This is a genomic window from Sporosarcina sp. E16_3 (genome assembly GCF_017347125.1).
Taxonomy (GTDB): Bacteria; Bacillota; Bacilli; order Bacillales_A; family Planococcaceae; genus Sporosarcina.
The window spans coordinates 1-16080 of the sequence record NZ_JADPRX010000006.1 but is presented as its reverse complement, the minus strand read 5'-3'; the positions used below and the strand labels follow the sequence as shown (position 1 = coordinate 16080).

Annotated in this window: 15 protein-coding genes, 1 pseudogene, 1 riboswitch and 1 other annotated feature; of the genes and pseudogenes, 7 read left to right on the top strand and 9 right to left on the bottom strand. The window is 42.5% G+C overall.

The window, feature by feature from the left end; genetic code table 11:
- Nucleotides 1-3: 3 nt before the first annotated feature.
- Nucleotides 4-537, top strand: coding sequence for a GNAT family N-acetyltransferase (locus tag I2483_RS06055; protein ID WP_207174453.1), 534 nt, complete (start codon nt 4-6; stop codon nt 535-537).
- A gap of 207 nt (nt 538-744) precedes the next feature.
- Here the strand turns inward: I2483_RS06055 and I2483_RS06050 are convergent, their stop codons facing one another.
- The 4 genes from I2483_RS06050 to I2483_RS06035 form a co-directional block, all read right to left on the bottom strand.
- On the bottom strand, nt 745-1806 hold the full coding sequence (locus tag I2483_RS06050) for a ribonucleotide-diphosphate reductase subunit beta (protein WP_481886317.1): 1062 nt from the start codon (nt 1804-1806) through the stop codon (nt 745-747).
- Nucleotides 1761-2201 (bottom strand): flavodoxin, encoded by a 441-nt coding sequence (locus tag I2483_RS06045; protein WP_207174449.1) that lies wholly within the window; start codon nt 2199-2201, stop codon nt 1761-1763. Before I2483_RS06045 ends, I2483_RS06050 begins: the two co-directional genes overlap by 46 nt.
- Nucleotides 2186-4408: a ribonucleoside-diphosphate reductase subunit alpha gene (locus tag I2483_RS06040; protein ID WP_207174447.1), complete on the bottom strand. Its 2223-nt coding sequence runs from the start codon at nt 4406-4408 to the stop codon at nt 2186-2188. Before I2483_RS06040 ends, I2483_RS06045 begins: the two co-directional genes overlap by 16 nt.
- A gap of 211 nt (nt 4409-4619) precedes the next feature.
- Nucleotides 4620-4802, bottom strand: a riboswitch (cobalamin riboswitch).
- A 44-nt stretch (nt 4803-4846) separates the two neighbouring features.
- Nucleotides 4847-5077, bottom strand: coding sequence for a hypothetical protein (locus I2483_RS06035; protein ID WP_207174445.1), 231 nt, complete (start codon nt 5075-5077; stop codon nt 4847-4849).
- A gap of 83 nt (nt 5078-5160) precedes the next feature.
- Nucleotides 5161-5366, top strand: a binding site (T-box leader).
- Between the two features lie 63 nt (nt 5367-5429).
- Between I2483_RS06035 and argS the strand changes: the two genes are divergently transcribed.
- From argS to I2483_RS06005, 6 genes are all read left to right on the top strand, one after another.
- The gene (gene argS / locus I2483_RS06030; protein WP_207174443.1) at nt 5430-7094 is read left to right on the top strand and encodes an arginine--tRNA ligase; all 1665 of its coding nucleotides are present in this window, start codon (nt 5430-5432) and stop codon (nt 7092-7094) included.
- A gap of 596 nt (nt 7095-7690) precedes the next feature.
- Nucleotides 7691-8818, top strand: a complete 1128-nt coding sequence (locus I2483_RS06025; protein ID WP_207174442.1) for a betaine/proline/choline family ABC transporter ATP-binding protein — start codon at nt 7691-7693, stop codon at nt 8816-8818.
- Complete coding sequence (locus I2483_RS06020) at nt 8818-9471, top strand: ABC transporter permease (protein WP_207174441.1); 654 nt, start codon at nt 8818-8820, stop codon at nt 9469-9471. Before I2483_RS06025 ends, I2483_RS06020 begins: the two co-directional genes overlap by 1 nt.
- 2 nt (nt 9472-9473) lie before the next feature.
- Nucleotides 9474-10364 carry a glycine betaine ABC transporter substrate-binding protein gene (locus I2483_RS06015; RefSeq protein WP_207174439.1) on the top strand — a complete coding sequence of 297 codons (891 nt, stop codon included), beginning with the start codon at nt 9474-9476 and terminating at the stop codon, nt 10362-10364.
- Nucleotides 10365-10621: 257 nt separating this feature from the next.
- Nucleotides 10622-11116, top strand: coding sequence for a GNAT family N-acetyltransferase (locus I2483_RS06010; protein WP_207174438.1), 495 nt, complete (start codon nt 10622-10624; stop codon nt 11114-11116).
- A 17-nt stretch (nt 11117-11133) separates the two neighbouring features.
- Nucleotides 11134-11871: an MBL fold metallo-hydrolase gene (locus tag I2483_RS06005; protein WP_207174437.1), complete on the top strand. Its 738-nt coding sequence runs from the start codon at nt 11134-11136 to the stop codon at nt 11869-11871.
- Between the two features lie 94 nt (nt 11872-11965).
- Here the strand turns inward: I2483_RS06005 and I2483_RS06000 are convergent, their stop codons facing one another.
- From I2483_RS06000 to I2483_RS05980, 5 genes and pseudogenes are all read right to left on the bottom strand, one after another.
- A complete protein-coding gene (locus I2483_RS06000) occupies nt 11966-12532 on the bottom strand; it encodes a PepSY domain-containing protein (protein ID WP_207174435.1) in 567 nt (188 codons plus the stop codon).
- 87 nt (nt 12533-12619) lie between these two features.
- Nucleotides 12620-13330 carry a PepSY domain-containing protein gene (locus I2483_RS05995; RefSeq protein ID WP_207174433.1) on the bottom strand — a complete coding sequence of 237 codons (711 nt, stop codon included), beginning with the start codon at nt 13328-13330 and terminating at the stop codon, nt 12620-12622.
- 38 nt (nt 13331-13368) lie between these two features.
- Nucleotides 13369-14730, bottom strand: coding sequence for a sensor histidine kinase (locus I2483_RS05990; RefSeq protein ID WP_207174431.1), 1362 nt, complete (start codon nt 14728-14730; stop codon nt 13369-13371).
- Entirely contained in the window at nt 14720-15427 is a 708-nt protein-coding gene (locus tag I2483_RS05985) for a response regulator transcription factor (RefSeq protein ID WP_207174429.1), read from the bottom strand. Before I2483_RS05985 ends, I2483_RS05990 begins: the two co-directional genes overlap by 11 nt.
- A 94-nt stretch (nt 15428-15521) precedes the next feature.
- A pseudogene (locus tag I2483_RS05980) lies at nt 15522-16080 on the bottom strand (amino acid degradation protein); the annotation flags it as partial.

Genomic DNA, 16080 nt, shown 5'->3' with positions numbered 1-16080 from the left:
GTAATGATGAAATTCCATTTAAAAGATGGCGATGAAGTAATGATAACAGAGGCGACTACAGAACATGCCCAACATATGATTGATTTCTATAATGTCGTAGGCGGAGAAACAGACTTTCTTTCATTCGGGAAAAATGAATTTAATCAGGAAGCAGAAACGTATAAAGTGTTTCTAGAATCTACACGACTGGAACAAAACTCCATTATTTTACTAGCAACCATAAATAATGAAATTATAAGCATTGCATCTATTAACTCTAGCCAGAAGAATAGAATTAAGCATGTCGGAACGTTAGGTATTGTTATTAGCGCACAGTTTACCGGGCAAGGATTAGGCCGAAAAATGATGGAACAACTAATCCAGTGGGCAGCCTCAAACGGAGTCACTAACAAAATTAGTCTCGTCACTAGAGAAGATAATAATCTAGCTATTGAATTGTATGAAAAACTTGGATTTAAAAAAGAAGGCCTCATTTTAAAAGATACGTTAATTGATGGTGTTTATTACAACACACTAGTGATGGGATTACTTTTTTAGTGCCTATACTCCCCTGGAGAGTGTTTAGTGTGTCCTTTTTAAATCGGTATGTGGTACCAGCTGCTGCCACAATTCGAAGGGCACAAATTGTGTCAGGAAATGGTACAATGCATTTTTCGCCATACTACTAAGGATTTGAAGGGAATCTTCATTTCAAACTAATTAATCGTAAAAAAGCACACAACTCATGTTGTGTGCTTTTTTTATTCACAAATCATCAAAGCCATTTAAATCACTTGTTTTAACATACTGCCGTGAAGATTGTTCGAAGAAGTCGGTTTTTGTATCGTCGAAACTGTCGACATATGCACGAATCCATTTCATTGGGTTGTCAGTGAACTCGGGATAAATTTCACTAAGTCCGAGCATGCGAAGCATTTTGTTCGCGCGATATTTCACATACCCTTCCATTTCGGCAAGGTCGATACCTTCAATATCTGCAAGTACATAACGGCTCCAGATGACTTCCTGTTCAACCGAATGTTTGAACTGATCGTAAATCCATTCCGTGAATTCATCTGTATTATAATTAGGATTTTCTGCAAGTGCTGCACGGAATATGTCACTAATTGCTTTACCATGTTGCAATTCATCACGATTAATATACGAAATCATTGTCGAAGTACCGACCATTTTCTGATTGCGTGCGAGATTGTAGAAGAATGCAAACCCACTATAGAAAAATAGCCCTTCAAGCAGCGTCGTATAGACCATCGCTTTCAATGCTGATTCAATTGTCGGACGCTCGGCGAAGTCGTTGTAGACTTCTACAATGCGCTCATTCCGTTTTAACAGCACTTCGTCTGAGCGGCCCATTTCAAAGGAAGCCATTTGCTTATTAAGTGTTGTAACCGATGAAAGTACATAAGCATAACTGTGATTATGTTCACTTTCCTGATCGGCGATTGTAGCCATAATTGATTTAACAGAAGGATCGGTTGTGTAATCTGCCATTTTCAAAGCGATTGTCGTCTGTGGTCCGTCAAGTGTCGCGAGCAAGCCAATGATTTTAAGAAATGCGTCTTGTTCTGGCTTTGTCAGCGACGAGAATTGCTTGACGTCTTGTGTCATATCGACTTCATTGGCCGTCCAGAATAGTGAACGAATTTGTTGACGTAGTGTATAGAAATGCGGATGTGCGATGTCGTTCCAGTTGAGGATACCACTCGCTTCCCCACCGAAAATAGCCGTTGATTTGTTTGGATGTGCAGGTTCTAGGACCTTCACTCGTTTAAGTTTTTCCAATGTCTGATGACTCCCTTCGACCATTCGATTACTTTTTCTTGCTGTATGCCACGTGGGCTTTGTTCGATTTTAAGCGGCTCATAAGGGGATGCGTAAAACCGCGCTAACTTCACCGCTGCGTGGCAGAATAATGCATCGCCGCCAAATTGGGTATCACCCGTTCCAAAGACGTAGACATTATCCGGTTTATACCCCACATCCGCTACAAAGTCTTTTACTTCGTCAGGCGTTGAACCCTGCTCCCACGTGAATGACCCGAAAATCATCGCATCAAAATTGCGGGGGTTCGGAATGACGCCGCCGCCAATTCGATACGTTGTAACAGCTATATTTTCTGCAACTAGCGTTTCTTCAATTATTTCAGCAACTTCCTGCGTGTTTCCGCTCCACGATGCGTAGACGATTAAGAATGACACCATTCACACTCTTCAATATCCGTCGCAGTTGAACGTGTATAATACGTTGTTTTCATGCCAGACTTCCATGCTTGCAAATGAAGTTCAAGCAGTACAGATGCGCGAATTGAATTCGGAACATAGATGTTGAATGAAATTGCTTGGTCGATATGACGCTGTCTTGCTGCGTTTTGTTTGATTGACCAACGTTGATCGACGATATAAGCGGAACGACGGTAAACGTCGTACGTGTTGTGATTAAGATCAGGTGCAACTACCGGAAGCTTATAATCTTTCTTTTCTTCATGATAAAACGGTTTGAAAACCGGATCGATTGATGCAGTTGATCCTGCGATAATAGACGTCGAGCTATTTGGTGCAATTGCCATCAAATAGCCATTTCGCATACCGTTTGTTGCAACGTCGATACGCAGTTCACGCCATTCCTTGGAATCATAGTTCTTGTTTTCGAAATAAACACCGGACTGCCATTCAGATCCTTCATATAATGGGTAAGATCCTTTTTCCGAAGCTAGTTCCATTGATGCTTTAATCGTCAAATAAGCGATCTTCTCATATAATTTATCAGCGTAATCCACTGCTTCGTTTGATTCCCATTGAATGTTTTGCAGAGCAAGCAAATGGTGCCAGCCAAATGTCCCTAGACCAATTCCACGGTAACGCGCGTTAGTTCGCTGCGCTTGGACGACTGGTATTTTATTAAGATCGATGACGTTATCAAGCATACGTACTTGGATTGTAATGAGTCTTTCCAAAACGCTTGCTGGAACTGCTCGTCCAAGGTTGATAGATGATAAGTTACAGACAACGAAATCGCCTGGTTTTGAACGCGTGACAACGATATCGTCTTCGAGCGTAACAGACTCGAATTCAGTCGCGCTCATATTTTGAGTAATTTCTGTACAAAGATTCGACGAATAAATCATGCCTTCATGTTTATTGGCATTCGCACGGTTTACTTCATCACGATAAAACATGTACGGAGTTCCCGTTTCCAATTGGCTGCGCATAATCCGTTTCATAAGATCGATTGCAGGAACGATTTCACGGCTGAGCTCCGGATTATTGACACACTCTTCGTATTTCTCACGGAACGAACCCGCACCTTTTGTTTCATCGTAAAAGTCCTCTAGTGAATAGCCCATGATTGTCCGAACTTCATGCGGATCGAACAAATGCCAGTCTCCACGTGCATCGACTTGTTCCATATAAATATCAGGAAGACAGACGCCCGTGAAAATATCATGTGCGCGCAAGCGGTCGTCTCCGTTGTTCAATTTCAGGTCAAGGAACGTGAAAATATCTTTGTGCCAAACATCGAGATAAACGGCAATCGCACCTTGTCGCTGACCAAGTTGGTCAACGCTTACTGCTGTGTTGTTCAACTGTTTAATCCATGGAAGTACACCACTTGATGCGCCTTTAAATCCACGAATGGACGAGCCACGACTGCGGACTTTCCCCATGTAAACACCAATGCCGCCACCGTACTTCGACAAGTTAGCGATATCCGTATTGCTGTCATAGATGCCTTGCAAAGAATCGTCGACCGTGTCGATAAAGCAACTTGACAACTGGCCATGTGGTTTTCCAGCATTCGACAACGTCGGTGTTGCAACCGTCATATAGAGGCTGCTCATCGCCCAGTAGGATTCCGCCACTTTTTCAAGCCGGTTAGTTGTCTCGTCTTGCATCAATGTCATCGCGATGACAAGCCAGCGCTCTTGCGGAAGTTCAACCGATTGTTTGCTAAAGTCAACAGCGACATAACGGTCCATAAGTGTTTTTAGTCCAATATATGTGAATAGCTTGTCCCGTTCTGGTTCAATTAGATTGCCGAGAGTGACAAGATCTTCGCGGGAATACTTTTCCGTCAAGACGGGTGTGTATAATCCCTGCTCGACTAGACGTGCAACGTTTTCAGCAAAGTCCGTATAGACTTTTGCACCGCGAAGCTTTTCTTGACGATTGTAAACGTCCCAGAGGTGGATACGTGCAGCAACAAACGTCCAATACGTTGTCGCCTCATCTAGATTGCTAAGCGATTCTAATGTCATCGCCTTCGCCCACTCCGACTCAGTCCCCTCAGCGTGTTTTTGCTGCCAGCGATCACTTGCAGTAATAAGGGGCATTATTTCCTTTGCTCCAAATTCATTTTGTAGTTTATCTAGTAACTGATCAATGCCAGTCTTTATAGTTGTAGTTGTCATAATTATTGTCTCCTCCCATATGTAGATGAATCATGTGCAGACGCTAGCTATTTTACGTTTTTCAATATAAATGAGTGATAGCTTCACCTGTTTCGGTAGAGCCATCACTCATGGGTTAGTTGTCGGAAACAAAATGGGGCCGCGGGTAATCTTCGAGTAAAAAAGGTAGACGGTATCCCGTTCGCTTCCACTCTCAACCCCCGAAGAAAGTGTTGCTTGACGATGAAAGGCAGGTCTCCTGGCTAGCGCTTCAATCTACCCACCTAGCCTTCCCATGGAGTTTTCCACAGTGGCTCATACGGCGGTCGTCGGCGCTTACAGTTGCGGGGGCAGCTCCGGTTTTTCCGGATTCCCTTTTAAACCAATATCGGTACCATTCTATCGTTCAATACTATATGTTGTGTCTGTTTCTCTCTGTATACCCTAACATGTTGTGTTCTAGACGTAAATAGGTAGAAAATCCGCTTGTTCGACAATCAACAGCTTATCCACATATCCACAGTCATTCTCCCTAGTCGCTTTGACCGCCATCATCGTCATTGTTGCAGATGACGTGAAAGTTATGAACAGTTTTTTAAAATCCATTTTTTTTGCATAATGCCTCTCCGATAGATCAAGCAGATCTATCATGTCGTTCAATACTATATAATGTGTTCTACACAGAAACATAAATACACTTCCGAACTATTCTAAATCACCAGTAATATCTGTCTTTCAGTTGACACTTAACCCTTCATTTGCTACATTCAATTACAATATCTGTGATGAAGAGAGTAGCAATCGATTCTTTTTCAGCGAACTGGGGGCGGTGGGAGCCCAGTGAAGAATGCTTGTGAACCGCACTTCGGAGATGCTTTTCTGAACGTTTTAGGAAAAGCCGGTGTCTCGCCGTTATGAGGAAGTGGCCCCTATACGGGCAATTTGAGTGGTACCGCGGAAGTAAGCTTTCGTCTCATTAATTTGAGATGAGGGCTTTTTTTTACGTTTTTTTTAATGCCACCAACCAAAAGGAGAGTTGACAATGAAAATGGATATCTTGCAAGTACTGCAACAATTTAGTTCGATTCCATTGAATGAAAACATGCTTGAAAGGCCTGTCCATGCTCATTTAGGCGATTTGGCTCTACCATGCTTCCCGTTCGCAAAAGAACTTAGAAAATCACCTGTTGTTATTGCCGATGAAATTGCCCTGACAATCAATCACCCGCTAATCCATAAAGCAGAAGCCGTCAACGGGTATGTGAATATCTTTCTGAATCGTTCTACGATTACCAGTGCCCTACTGCAAAAAATTCTAGATCAATCAGTATCCTATGGTTCATCAAATGAAGGTAATAACGGGGTTGTCACCATCGATTTGTCCTCCCCCAATATTGCGAAACCGTTTTCCATGGGGCATCTGCGCTCCACTGTCATCGGGAATTCAATTGCACTACTTCTTGAAAAAAATGGTTTCAAGACAGCAAAAATCAATTACATCGGCGATTGGGGTACGCAGTTCGGCAAGTTGCTGACAGCCTACCGGAAATGGGGCGACGAACAAGAAGTGCGGCGAGCGCCAATCCAGACGCTGTTAAAGCTGTACATCCGTTTCCACGAAGAAGCGGAACATAACGACTCGCTAAACGACGAAGGCAGAGCGGCATTCAAAGACCTGGAAGACGGAGATACTGAAGCACTAGCATTATGGAAGTGGTTCAAAACCGAATCCCTCAAGGAATTTCAACGCATTTATGATTTGCTGGGTATTACCTTTGATTCCTATAACGGCGAGGCCTACTACAATGACAAGATGGAACCAATCGTTAAAGAGTTGGCGGATAAAGGACTTTTAAAAGAATCGAATGGCGCGCTTGTCGTTGAACTCGATGAAGATATGCCGCCTTGTTTGATTATGAAGTCAGATGGCGCAACATTATATGCCACACGCGATTTAACTGCTGCAATCGATAGAAAAGAAACGTATGATTTCGTGAAATCCCTTTACGTCGTTGGGAATGAACAAAGCCTACACTTCGCACAATTCAAAAAAGTACTTACTAAAATGGGCTACGGATGGGCAGACGATATCCAACACATTCCTTTCGGGCTTATATTGAAAGCTGGAAAAAAGATGTCGACCCGCAAAGGAAAAATCGTCTTGCTGGAACAGGTTCTGAATGAGGCGATTTCGCTCGCACAGACGACAATTGAAGCGAAAAATCCAAACTTGGCTAATAAAGCAAAAGTTGCTGAAGCAGTCGGCGTCGGAGCCATTATTTTCGGCGACCTAAAGCAGCACCGCAAACACGACATCGAATTCAACTTAGAGATAATGCTCCAGACTGAAGGGGAAACCGGTCCTTACGTCCAATATGCTTTCGCACGGGCCAAATCAGTGCTAAGAAAAGCTGGCGACATACAGCCGTATAGCGTGGATGACGTCAATGATTTTGAATGGGAAATCATTAAAGCATTGGAGCTATTCCCACAGACAGTCAAGCGCGCTGCGGATGACTTAGACCCTTCCGTTATAGCAAAGTACGCAATCGACCTTTCTCAAACATTCAGCTCATTTTATGGTAATGTCAAAGTGCTTTCAGATGCAGATCATCTGTCGTACAGAATTGCGCTGATCACAAGTACCGCGATTGTTTTGAAAGAGGCTCTGAGATTATTAGGTATGAAGGCACCTGAGGAGATGTAATTGGGTACTAGTGACACCTACTTTGGTGGAAACGTCTTCTGTCTATAAATAGGGCTAAAAACCATATTGGTTTTTAGCCCTATTTTTCGTGGAGACATCTACAAGAGTAGATAATGTATACGATTAATAAAACGCTAAACATATACGTTCAGCGTTTCACCATTATGTTCTGGTATTAATTTTGCAGTTCAGTGAAATGTACCTTTTTTAGCACAAGGAGGCCTACACGCATTCAATATACATTCGATTCAATAATCCTCAAAACATGATCAAGCTCCGCTCCAGTAAGTTCTGCGATGATGGCCGGGGCTGTTTGTTTCATATGCATATTCAGTACAATTTCCCTGTCACGTACTGCGACAGCCCCGTCCCTTCCTTTCTAAAGGAACGCGTAATGAGCAGGTAATTCAGACACTTCAGTAAATAAAAACGCCTAATTCCTGCAAATTCAATCGTAATATGGTATACTATTTGAGAGAGACTTCGCGCCTGAACAATCAGGATGCAAATACGTCTTCTTTTTTATTAACTACGAATGATTTTTTAATCTATTATTTGAAAACAAATTCGTTGTAAAAAAACCATGGGAGGTACACATGCTAAAATTTGAAAACGTAAGTAAAGTGTTCGATGGCGGATTCCAAGCAGTGAAATCTGTCAGTTTTGATATTCCTAAAGGCGAATTTCTTGTACTAATTGGACCAAGTGGTTCCGGGAAATCGACAACAATGAAAATGATTAACAGGATGGAACCACACACAAGTGGTAAAATCACAATCAACGGTAAAGATACGAACTCTTACAACGCCTCTGAATTACGCCGGAACATCGGGTATGTCATTCAACAAATTGGCCTTTTCCCCCACTATACAATCGAAAAAAACATAGCGATTGTACCCCAACTTAAGGGTTGGAATGACAAAGAAATTAAAGCCCGCGTCAATGAACTTCTCGAATTAGTCGGTCTTGATCCTGAAATTTATGCAACACGTTATCCAAAGGAACTTTCCGGTGGCCAACAACAGCGTGTCGGTATCGCAAGAGCACTTGCAGCAGATCCAGACGTTATTTTGATGGATGAACCGTTCAGCGCACTCGATCCACTTACACGGGAACAACTTCAAAACGAATTGCTTACCTTACACAAAAAGTTGGAAAAAACCATTGTTTTCGTTACACATGATATGGATGAAGCGCTAAAAATGGGCGATCGCATTGCTATTATGAAAGACGGTAAACTACTACAGTTGGACACCCCAGAAAAATTACTTCACGAACCAGCCCACGGCTTTGTAGAGGAGTTCATAGGGAAACATCGGATTATCCAAAACCCTGAACTTATGCCCGTTATCGATATTATGTCAGAATCGGTTATTACCACTACCCCTCAATGGTCTCCGGAGAAAGCGCTCACGCTTATCCGCCAACGAAAAATTACGAACTTGATTGTTGTCGACGACGACAAAAAATTGATTGGAATCGTTTCTGCATATGATTTGATTAAGAAACTGGATAATATTAAAACAATTGAAGAAATTATGATGTCCCGAGAGCCATTCCTTTATGATACTGCGACGGCTAAAGACGCTATTGTCATGATGGATGAAGCACCTTACGGCATCATCCCGATTGTTGATAAAACTCAAAAATTATTAGGCGTAGTTACACGAGGTTCACTGTTATCCGCCATGTCCAGCCAGTGGACAGAAACGGAGGAGATCTAATGAATAACTTAACGATTTGGCAACAACTTGCTCAACAATCGCAAATGCGATGGAAAGAAGTTCTTGAAGCGACATCCGTCCATATTCAACTTGTCTTTTTCTCAATGCTTATCGCGATTGTTCTTGGCATTGGTCTTGGTATTCTTATTACACGCGTTCCGAAGCTCACGACAATCGTGCTTGGCGGCGCGGGCGTCATGCAGACAATTCCAAGTCTTGCATTGCTCGGTTTCATGATCCCGATTTTTGGAATCGGTGTAAAAACAGCAATTGCTGCGCTATTCCTCTATTCTTTGTTACCGATTATCCGAAATACGTATACAGGTATTAAAGACGTCGACAAAGCAACGACCGAGGCAGCAAAAGGCATGGGTATGACGAGCATGCAGGTCCTGTTTAAAGTAGAGCTACCGCTTGCGATTCCCGTCATTATGGCCGGTATTCGTACAGCGGCAGTTATTAACGTCGGTACAGCAACACTTGCGGCCTTTATCGGGGCGGGTGGGCTCGGTGATTTCATCTTCCTAGGAATTACTCGCGGAATTGATGGTTTGATTTTACTTGGGGCAATCCCGGCAGCAATCCTTGCGATTATCCTAGAAACACTCTTCAGTGGGATTGAACGCTGGACAACGCCGAAAGGATTGAAGTAAGTATGAAAAAGAAATTACTCGTTCTTATCTCGACAGTACTTGTCGCGAGTATGTTATCAGGTTGTATTTTCATCGAAAAAGAATCACTGACACTTGGTTCACGGAACAATACCGAAAGTATAATATTGTCACACGTCATGGGGCAATTGATAGAAGATAAAACGGATATTGAAGTCATTTACAAAGAAAATCTTGGTGGCTCAAACGTCGTTTGGAACGCAATGTTAAACGGCCTGATTGACGTTATCCCCGACTATACAGGAACAATCGTCGTCAACTATTACCATGAAGATCCCGGCACAGCTGAAGAAACATTGGAAACTACGAAACGACTCGTTGATGCTGACGGCATGATTGCGTTCAATACGTTTGGTTTCAACAATACGTATACACTCGCCCTTGATGAATCTAGAGCCGAAGAACTCGGTGTTGTGACATTCAGTGACTTCGCTAAAGTTTCTGAGGACTTCATACTAGGTGCCGTCTTCGAATTCATCGACCGTCCGGATGGATTGCCAGGCTTCCAGAAAGAATACGGACTGAAATTCAAAGACGTTAAAGGAATGGACCACGGTATCATGTACCGTTCCATTGGTGCGAAAGAAGTTGACGTTATCAACTCATATACGACAGACGGTCAGTTGCAAGATTACGATTTGCGTGTCCTCGAGGATGATAAGTCCTATTTCCCACCGTACCACGCACTTCCGATTGTGCGGAAAGAAACACTAGTGGAGTATCCTGAAATTGAAGAGGTACTCATTATGCTAGAAGGAATGATTAATGAAGAAGCGATGCAGAAGATGAACGCTAAAGTCGACAATGACGGTATGATGGTTGAAAAAGTAGCGGAAGACTTCCTTATCGAATCTGGGTTAATTGAAAAGAAATAAATGCGGAAACGCACCTCTTGTTGGTAAAAGAGGTGCGTTTTTTGTTTATGATTTCATTTTTTCCTTACTTTCGAGTCACATCTACCAACACTTCGTGTGCAAATTAATGAGTTTTTCGGAATAGGTGGTGGGTTCCAAAAAATCATGTCCCTATATAGGAGCCAATTCCTTAAGATATGTTAGTCTTAATAGTATGTTTTGCGCGTAAAGATAGTTAAAAACATAAAAAAGTTATCTATAGGGGGATATGAGTTTTCATGAAAGTATTAAAAGCAATTCTAGAAGATGCACAAACGATTTTAGACATTCAAAAAGTAGCTTATTTGAGCGAGGCTGCAGCGTATAATAATTATCAAATCGCCCCGCTCTTGGAAACGCTTGATGAGGCGAGAAAAGATTTCGGGGAAAAGACCGTATTAAAAGCTGTCTTTAACGGTAAAATAGTTGGTTCTGTTAGGGGATATGAAGAAAAGGGTATTTGTTATGTCCAAAGATTAATGGTTCACCCCGATTTTCAAAAAAAGGGTATCGGCAAAAGCTTAATGCTGGGACTCGAAGAATATTTCCCGACCTGTGACCGTTTTGACCTGTATACTGGCGCTTTAAGCACAGGTAATATTCGTCTGTATAAGTCCCTTGGCTATGAACAATATAAGATAGAAATGATCCGTGAAAATATTGAGTTTGCGTTTCTTGAAAAAGTTAATAAAGTAACGGTGCCCATTTCTCAGAACGAAATCGGTGCCGAGTAGTAATGGAGGAAATCTAAATGAAAATAACACCGATCGGTATTTGGGGTGGTTACCCAAAAGCAAATAGTGCCACATCATCCTTTTTAATTGAACATGATGGCTTTCATTGCCTCATTGATTGTGGCAGTGGCGTGCTATCCTCATTGCAAAACTATTTATCTTTAGAAAAACTAGATGCCGTTGTTATTAGCCATTATCATGCGGACCATATTGCTGATGTCGGAAGTCTACAATTTAGCAGGATTATTAATTTTTATTTAGGCAATCATGCTCGTCCATTACCAATTTACGGACATACGAAGGATCAAGAGAATTTTGAGAAACTCTCGTATAAAGATCAAACAGTGGGCATCGCAATTTCAGAAGATGATGTCGTTCAAATCGGTCCATTTAATGTGACTTTTTGCCGGACGGTACATCCCGTCTATTGCCTGGCAATGAAATTTAGTGTTGGTGGCCATTCCATCGTACTCACCGCAGATACAGAATGGCGGGATGAACTGATTGATTTCGCAAGCGAGGCGAATCTTTTAATTAGCGAAGCGAATTTGTACGAAAAACATGTTGGCAAAGCGCCAGGACATATGGGCGGCAGTGAAGCTGGAAGACTGGCCCAACTGGCGGGAGCGAGACAGCTTGTGTTGACCCACTTGCCTTTGCACGGAAATATTGAAGAAATTCTTGAAGCGGCTGTGCAGAACTATAACGGCCCCGTAGAAATCGCCAAAGTAGGAAAAGTATATGGAATTTCTTAATAGGTAGATACTGTTTCTATCCTCCACACTCGTTCTTTCATATAAAAAATGGACTGCCCGATACTTCTTCGGAACAGTCCATTTACTTGTTCAATTAATCGTTATCATTATCGTTATCATCGAGATCTTTTTCAAACTTCAACACTTTACCTGAAATTGCATCTATATCGAAGTCGTAGTCATATTTGCCATCTTGAATTTCGATTTCATAGACTACGCGGCCATCATCTTCATCCAATTTCACTTCCGTCACTGTACCTTTTGCTTGTTTCAGTGCAATTTCGACAGCAGCTTTTTCTGTAATAAACTTCCCATCAGCAACAATTACTTTATCGTCTGAATCATCGTTATCAAAGTCGTCATCGTCATTATCGTCTTTATCCGTGCGCAATATTTTACCTGTTTTCGCATCGATATCAAGATCATATTCAAAGCCCTTTGATTTAACTTCAACCTCATAAATGTCACCTGACGCTTCACGATCCAATTCAATGCCAGTCACTGTTCCACCTACTGATTTCACAGCAATTGCTTTTGCTTCATCCATCGTCACTAAACCTTTTGACGTCGCCGCGAAACTATGTCCTGCGTTCCCAGCCACTGCAACTCCACCTATTATAAGTACGCCAGCTAATGCTGGAATCATCATCCATTTCTTCATCTTGCATCTCCTCCTTTTGTTGTTACCTTCATATTACTCGGCGAACATGAGAGGACATTGTGAAGATTATTAGAATTTGATGAGAGATTAATCCCCGGCCCAGGAGACAGTCATTATTTTCCCTGAAATGGCATGGATTTGAAAGGTTGCCTCGCGATTATCTTTTGTATCTATTTCGATTAGGTAATAGCCTCCATCATCCGTCTTTACGTAAGAAAAGTCGTCTACTTCATCTACTATTTCACGTTTAATTTGCCCAAGCGCAATTTTAATTGCCTGTTCTTGCGTAATAAGTGCATTTTTACCCGTTGTTTCCTTCACAGTTTCAGAAATTATTTTTCCACCGATTGCATCAATGGTTAGATTTGTGAATTTCGGGTCTTTCTTCATTTTCACTTCGTAAACAGGGGTCTTCCCACTTGTATTCAATGAAATACGTTCAGCTATGCCACTATATTTCCCTGCAATAATTTCCTTGACCTTTGCTTCAGAAAGTATATTTGGGATCTCTTTCTTAACTTCACCAGTTTGAAACAGTGATAGTACGCTCCCCGTCGTCGCGTCGATTTCAGCAGAATAATCCGCTCCACCTCGCGTCATTTCAGCTTTATATACGCCCCCCGCTAGTGAAATACGGTCAACGGTCCCGCCGTACATGCTTTCAAGCCGAGACCGGATATCGTCAGCCGCAATTGGCTCTTTCTTGTTGATTAAACTTCCTATAAAAAATCCACCCACAGTTAGAATGATTAAAGTAAAAAGGGTCGGGATGAACCATGGCTTTTTTAAAAAATGCATTGTAGTTGCCTCCTTTCGTTCATCATACGATGGAAACATTAAAAATCGATGAGAAGCTGGCTTTTCGGAATGATAATCCGGAAGGTTGTCCCCATTCCAACGATACTTTCTATTTTCAATTCAGCCCCAAGACCGTCTGCAAGTTCCTTTGCAATTGCAAGTCCAAGTCCTGTTCCGCCTGTTTTACGGTTTCGGTCTTCATGGACTCGGTAGAAACGATCGAAAAGATGTGGGAGGGCTTCTTCTGGGATACCATTTCCGTAATCGGTGACGGCGATGGAAATTGCGGTTTCAGTTTTGGATATCGTTGTTCTAATTTCCCGCTCGCTGTATTTTCGCGCATTATCGAGAAGAATAAATAGAAGTTGCCTAAGCTTGTCCGTATCTGTCATTGCGACCGCAGAACCATTCCCTTCATGAATAAAATTTCTTGTATATGCTTGGCGCATTGGCTGCAAGGTCTTTTCGACAAACGCATTGATATCAGTTTCCACAAAGTTAAATGCGACCTGTTCCTGGTTTCTTGCAAGATGGAGCATTTGCTCAATCATATCCTTCATCCTAATGGATTCACCCAGAATTGCCCCAACTGCCTCTTCCGCTACCGAACGATCATCGAAACCGCGGCGTGTTAGGAGGCGGGCGTAGCTTTCTACGACAGTAAGCGGTGTTTTTAATTCATGCGAGGCGTTGGAAACGAACTGTTCTTGTTTTTTATAGTTACTTTCAAGTTGCCCCATCATATCATTGAACTCGCGCCCCATCTGTGTCATTTCGTCTTTCCCTTCAGCCAAGACATCGATTTTTTCATACTTGCCTGTTTGTCTACTTTGGGACATCGTTTTAATGAGATTGTCAATTGGTTGAATTACAATTCGACCAAGCGCAATACTAGAAGCCGCTATTGGAATCATGGCAATTAGAGTCACCCCTAATAGGATGAGCATAAGCAAACCTAAGGTATGTTTTACATCGCCCAGTAGTTGAATCATTTGCAGCTCTACCACTTTTCCGTCTGTCCAGATGACCGGCACCTGCATTGTCAACACCGGTGTCCCTAAGTATTGGCCAATTGAATATTGATCGCCTGGCATTATTTCAGGACTGTAGTTCTCGATTCCTTCCGCCGATTGGACTGCAACCTTCACCTTGCCAGTTGGATCGACAATACGGACTACACCTTGCGGCGGAATGTAGGCGCGGAGCACTGTCGCTGGATCGGTTTGTCCGGTCATTCGGCTGAGCGAAGCAATAAGATCTTGCGATTGCGTATTCAGTTGGTGGTACTCTGTGTCAAACGCCAATTTTTTGTACACAAAATAGATTCCAGTATTCGTCAACGTTAAGATAACGAGCATCAAAAGCGTAGAAAACAAGTGGATTTTCGTTTTAAGCTTCATTATTCTGCTCCTTTAAAACATAACCAACACCTCTTACCGTCTGAATAAGCGTACTTTTTTCCCCTTGTTCGATTTTCTTACGGACATATCGGATATACACATCTACGACGTTTGTATCTCCGTAATAATCGAATCCCCAAACAGCGTCTAGCAACTGTTCACGTGACAACACTTGGTTTGGGTGTTTCAGCAGATGAAGTAAAAGATCATACTCCCGCGGTGTTAATTCAATGGAACGGCCATTTCTCGTCACGTCACGTGTCTGTTCGTGAAGTGACAATCCAGCGAACTCGAGAAGGTATTCGTCCTTAGTTTCTACAGGCTCTGCAGGCTTCGAGAATCTGAGCGCCGAACGAATCCTTGCGAGTAATTCATCGATTTCAAAAGGTTTCGTCACATAATCGTTTGCCCCGAGGTCAAGCCCCGCTACCTTATCTTCAACATCGCTTTTCGCTGTCAATAAAATGACAGGCGTGTCTGCTTCTGTTGCTCGAATCCGTCGTAATACGTCTAACCCATTCAAACCAGGTAACATAAGATCTAACAGAACAAGATCCCATTGTTGTTCACGATATTTAATAAGCCCATCAGGCCCTGTGTGGGCAATACCCGTTCCATATCCCTCGAACTCAAGTTCAAGCTGAAGAACACGTGCGATATTTTCTTCGTCTTCTATAATTAAGATTTGCTCTTTCATTCGAGTCACCTGCCACATTTCCTTTCATTTTAACAGATTCAGACAAAAAATAGAGACCTTCACCATTTGTGAAGGTCCCCACTTTTCAGTTACATTAGACTGTGCATGTTTCCAGACTTTCATTCTTGATATACATGCTCTTCACGAGCGTTTCCAGCATGACAGGCATTTCAACGAAAGCGCTGTCGACGTGTAAACGCTCTGTCCGTTGATGCGGATCCTTCCCAAACGGCCCTACATTAAGCACCGGTGCTTTCAACTGAGCCATCTCAGCGAACGGAATACTATATGTGTCGCCCCATACCGGCGTGTTACTTTCAAATGCAGCCCAGCCATTTGCGTCATCATCGTAGTTAACATAGCTTAGATCGCAGATGCCATTGAAATAGTGAATCTGCTCAACTGTATTGTCGAACTTTTCCGCCGCTTTCTTCATCAACTTAATCGACTCGATTACAAGTGGGTTATCCGATGAGTTAATGGCTGGATAATACGGTGGAGCGTATAGAAGGACAGTCGCAGGCGCAAGTTCCTGGCACCCAATCATCAGGCTGTCGACGATGCGAAGTGACTTTTCACGGTCATCCCACTCTTCATTAGTGAGCGCTTCTTGTTTCAAGCGTTCAACTTCCTTCGCCCCTAATTTTAGCAAG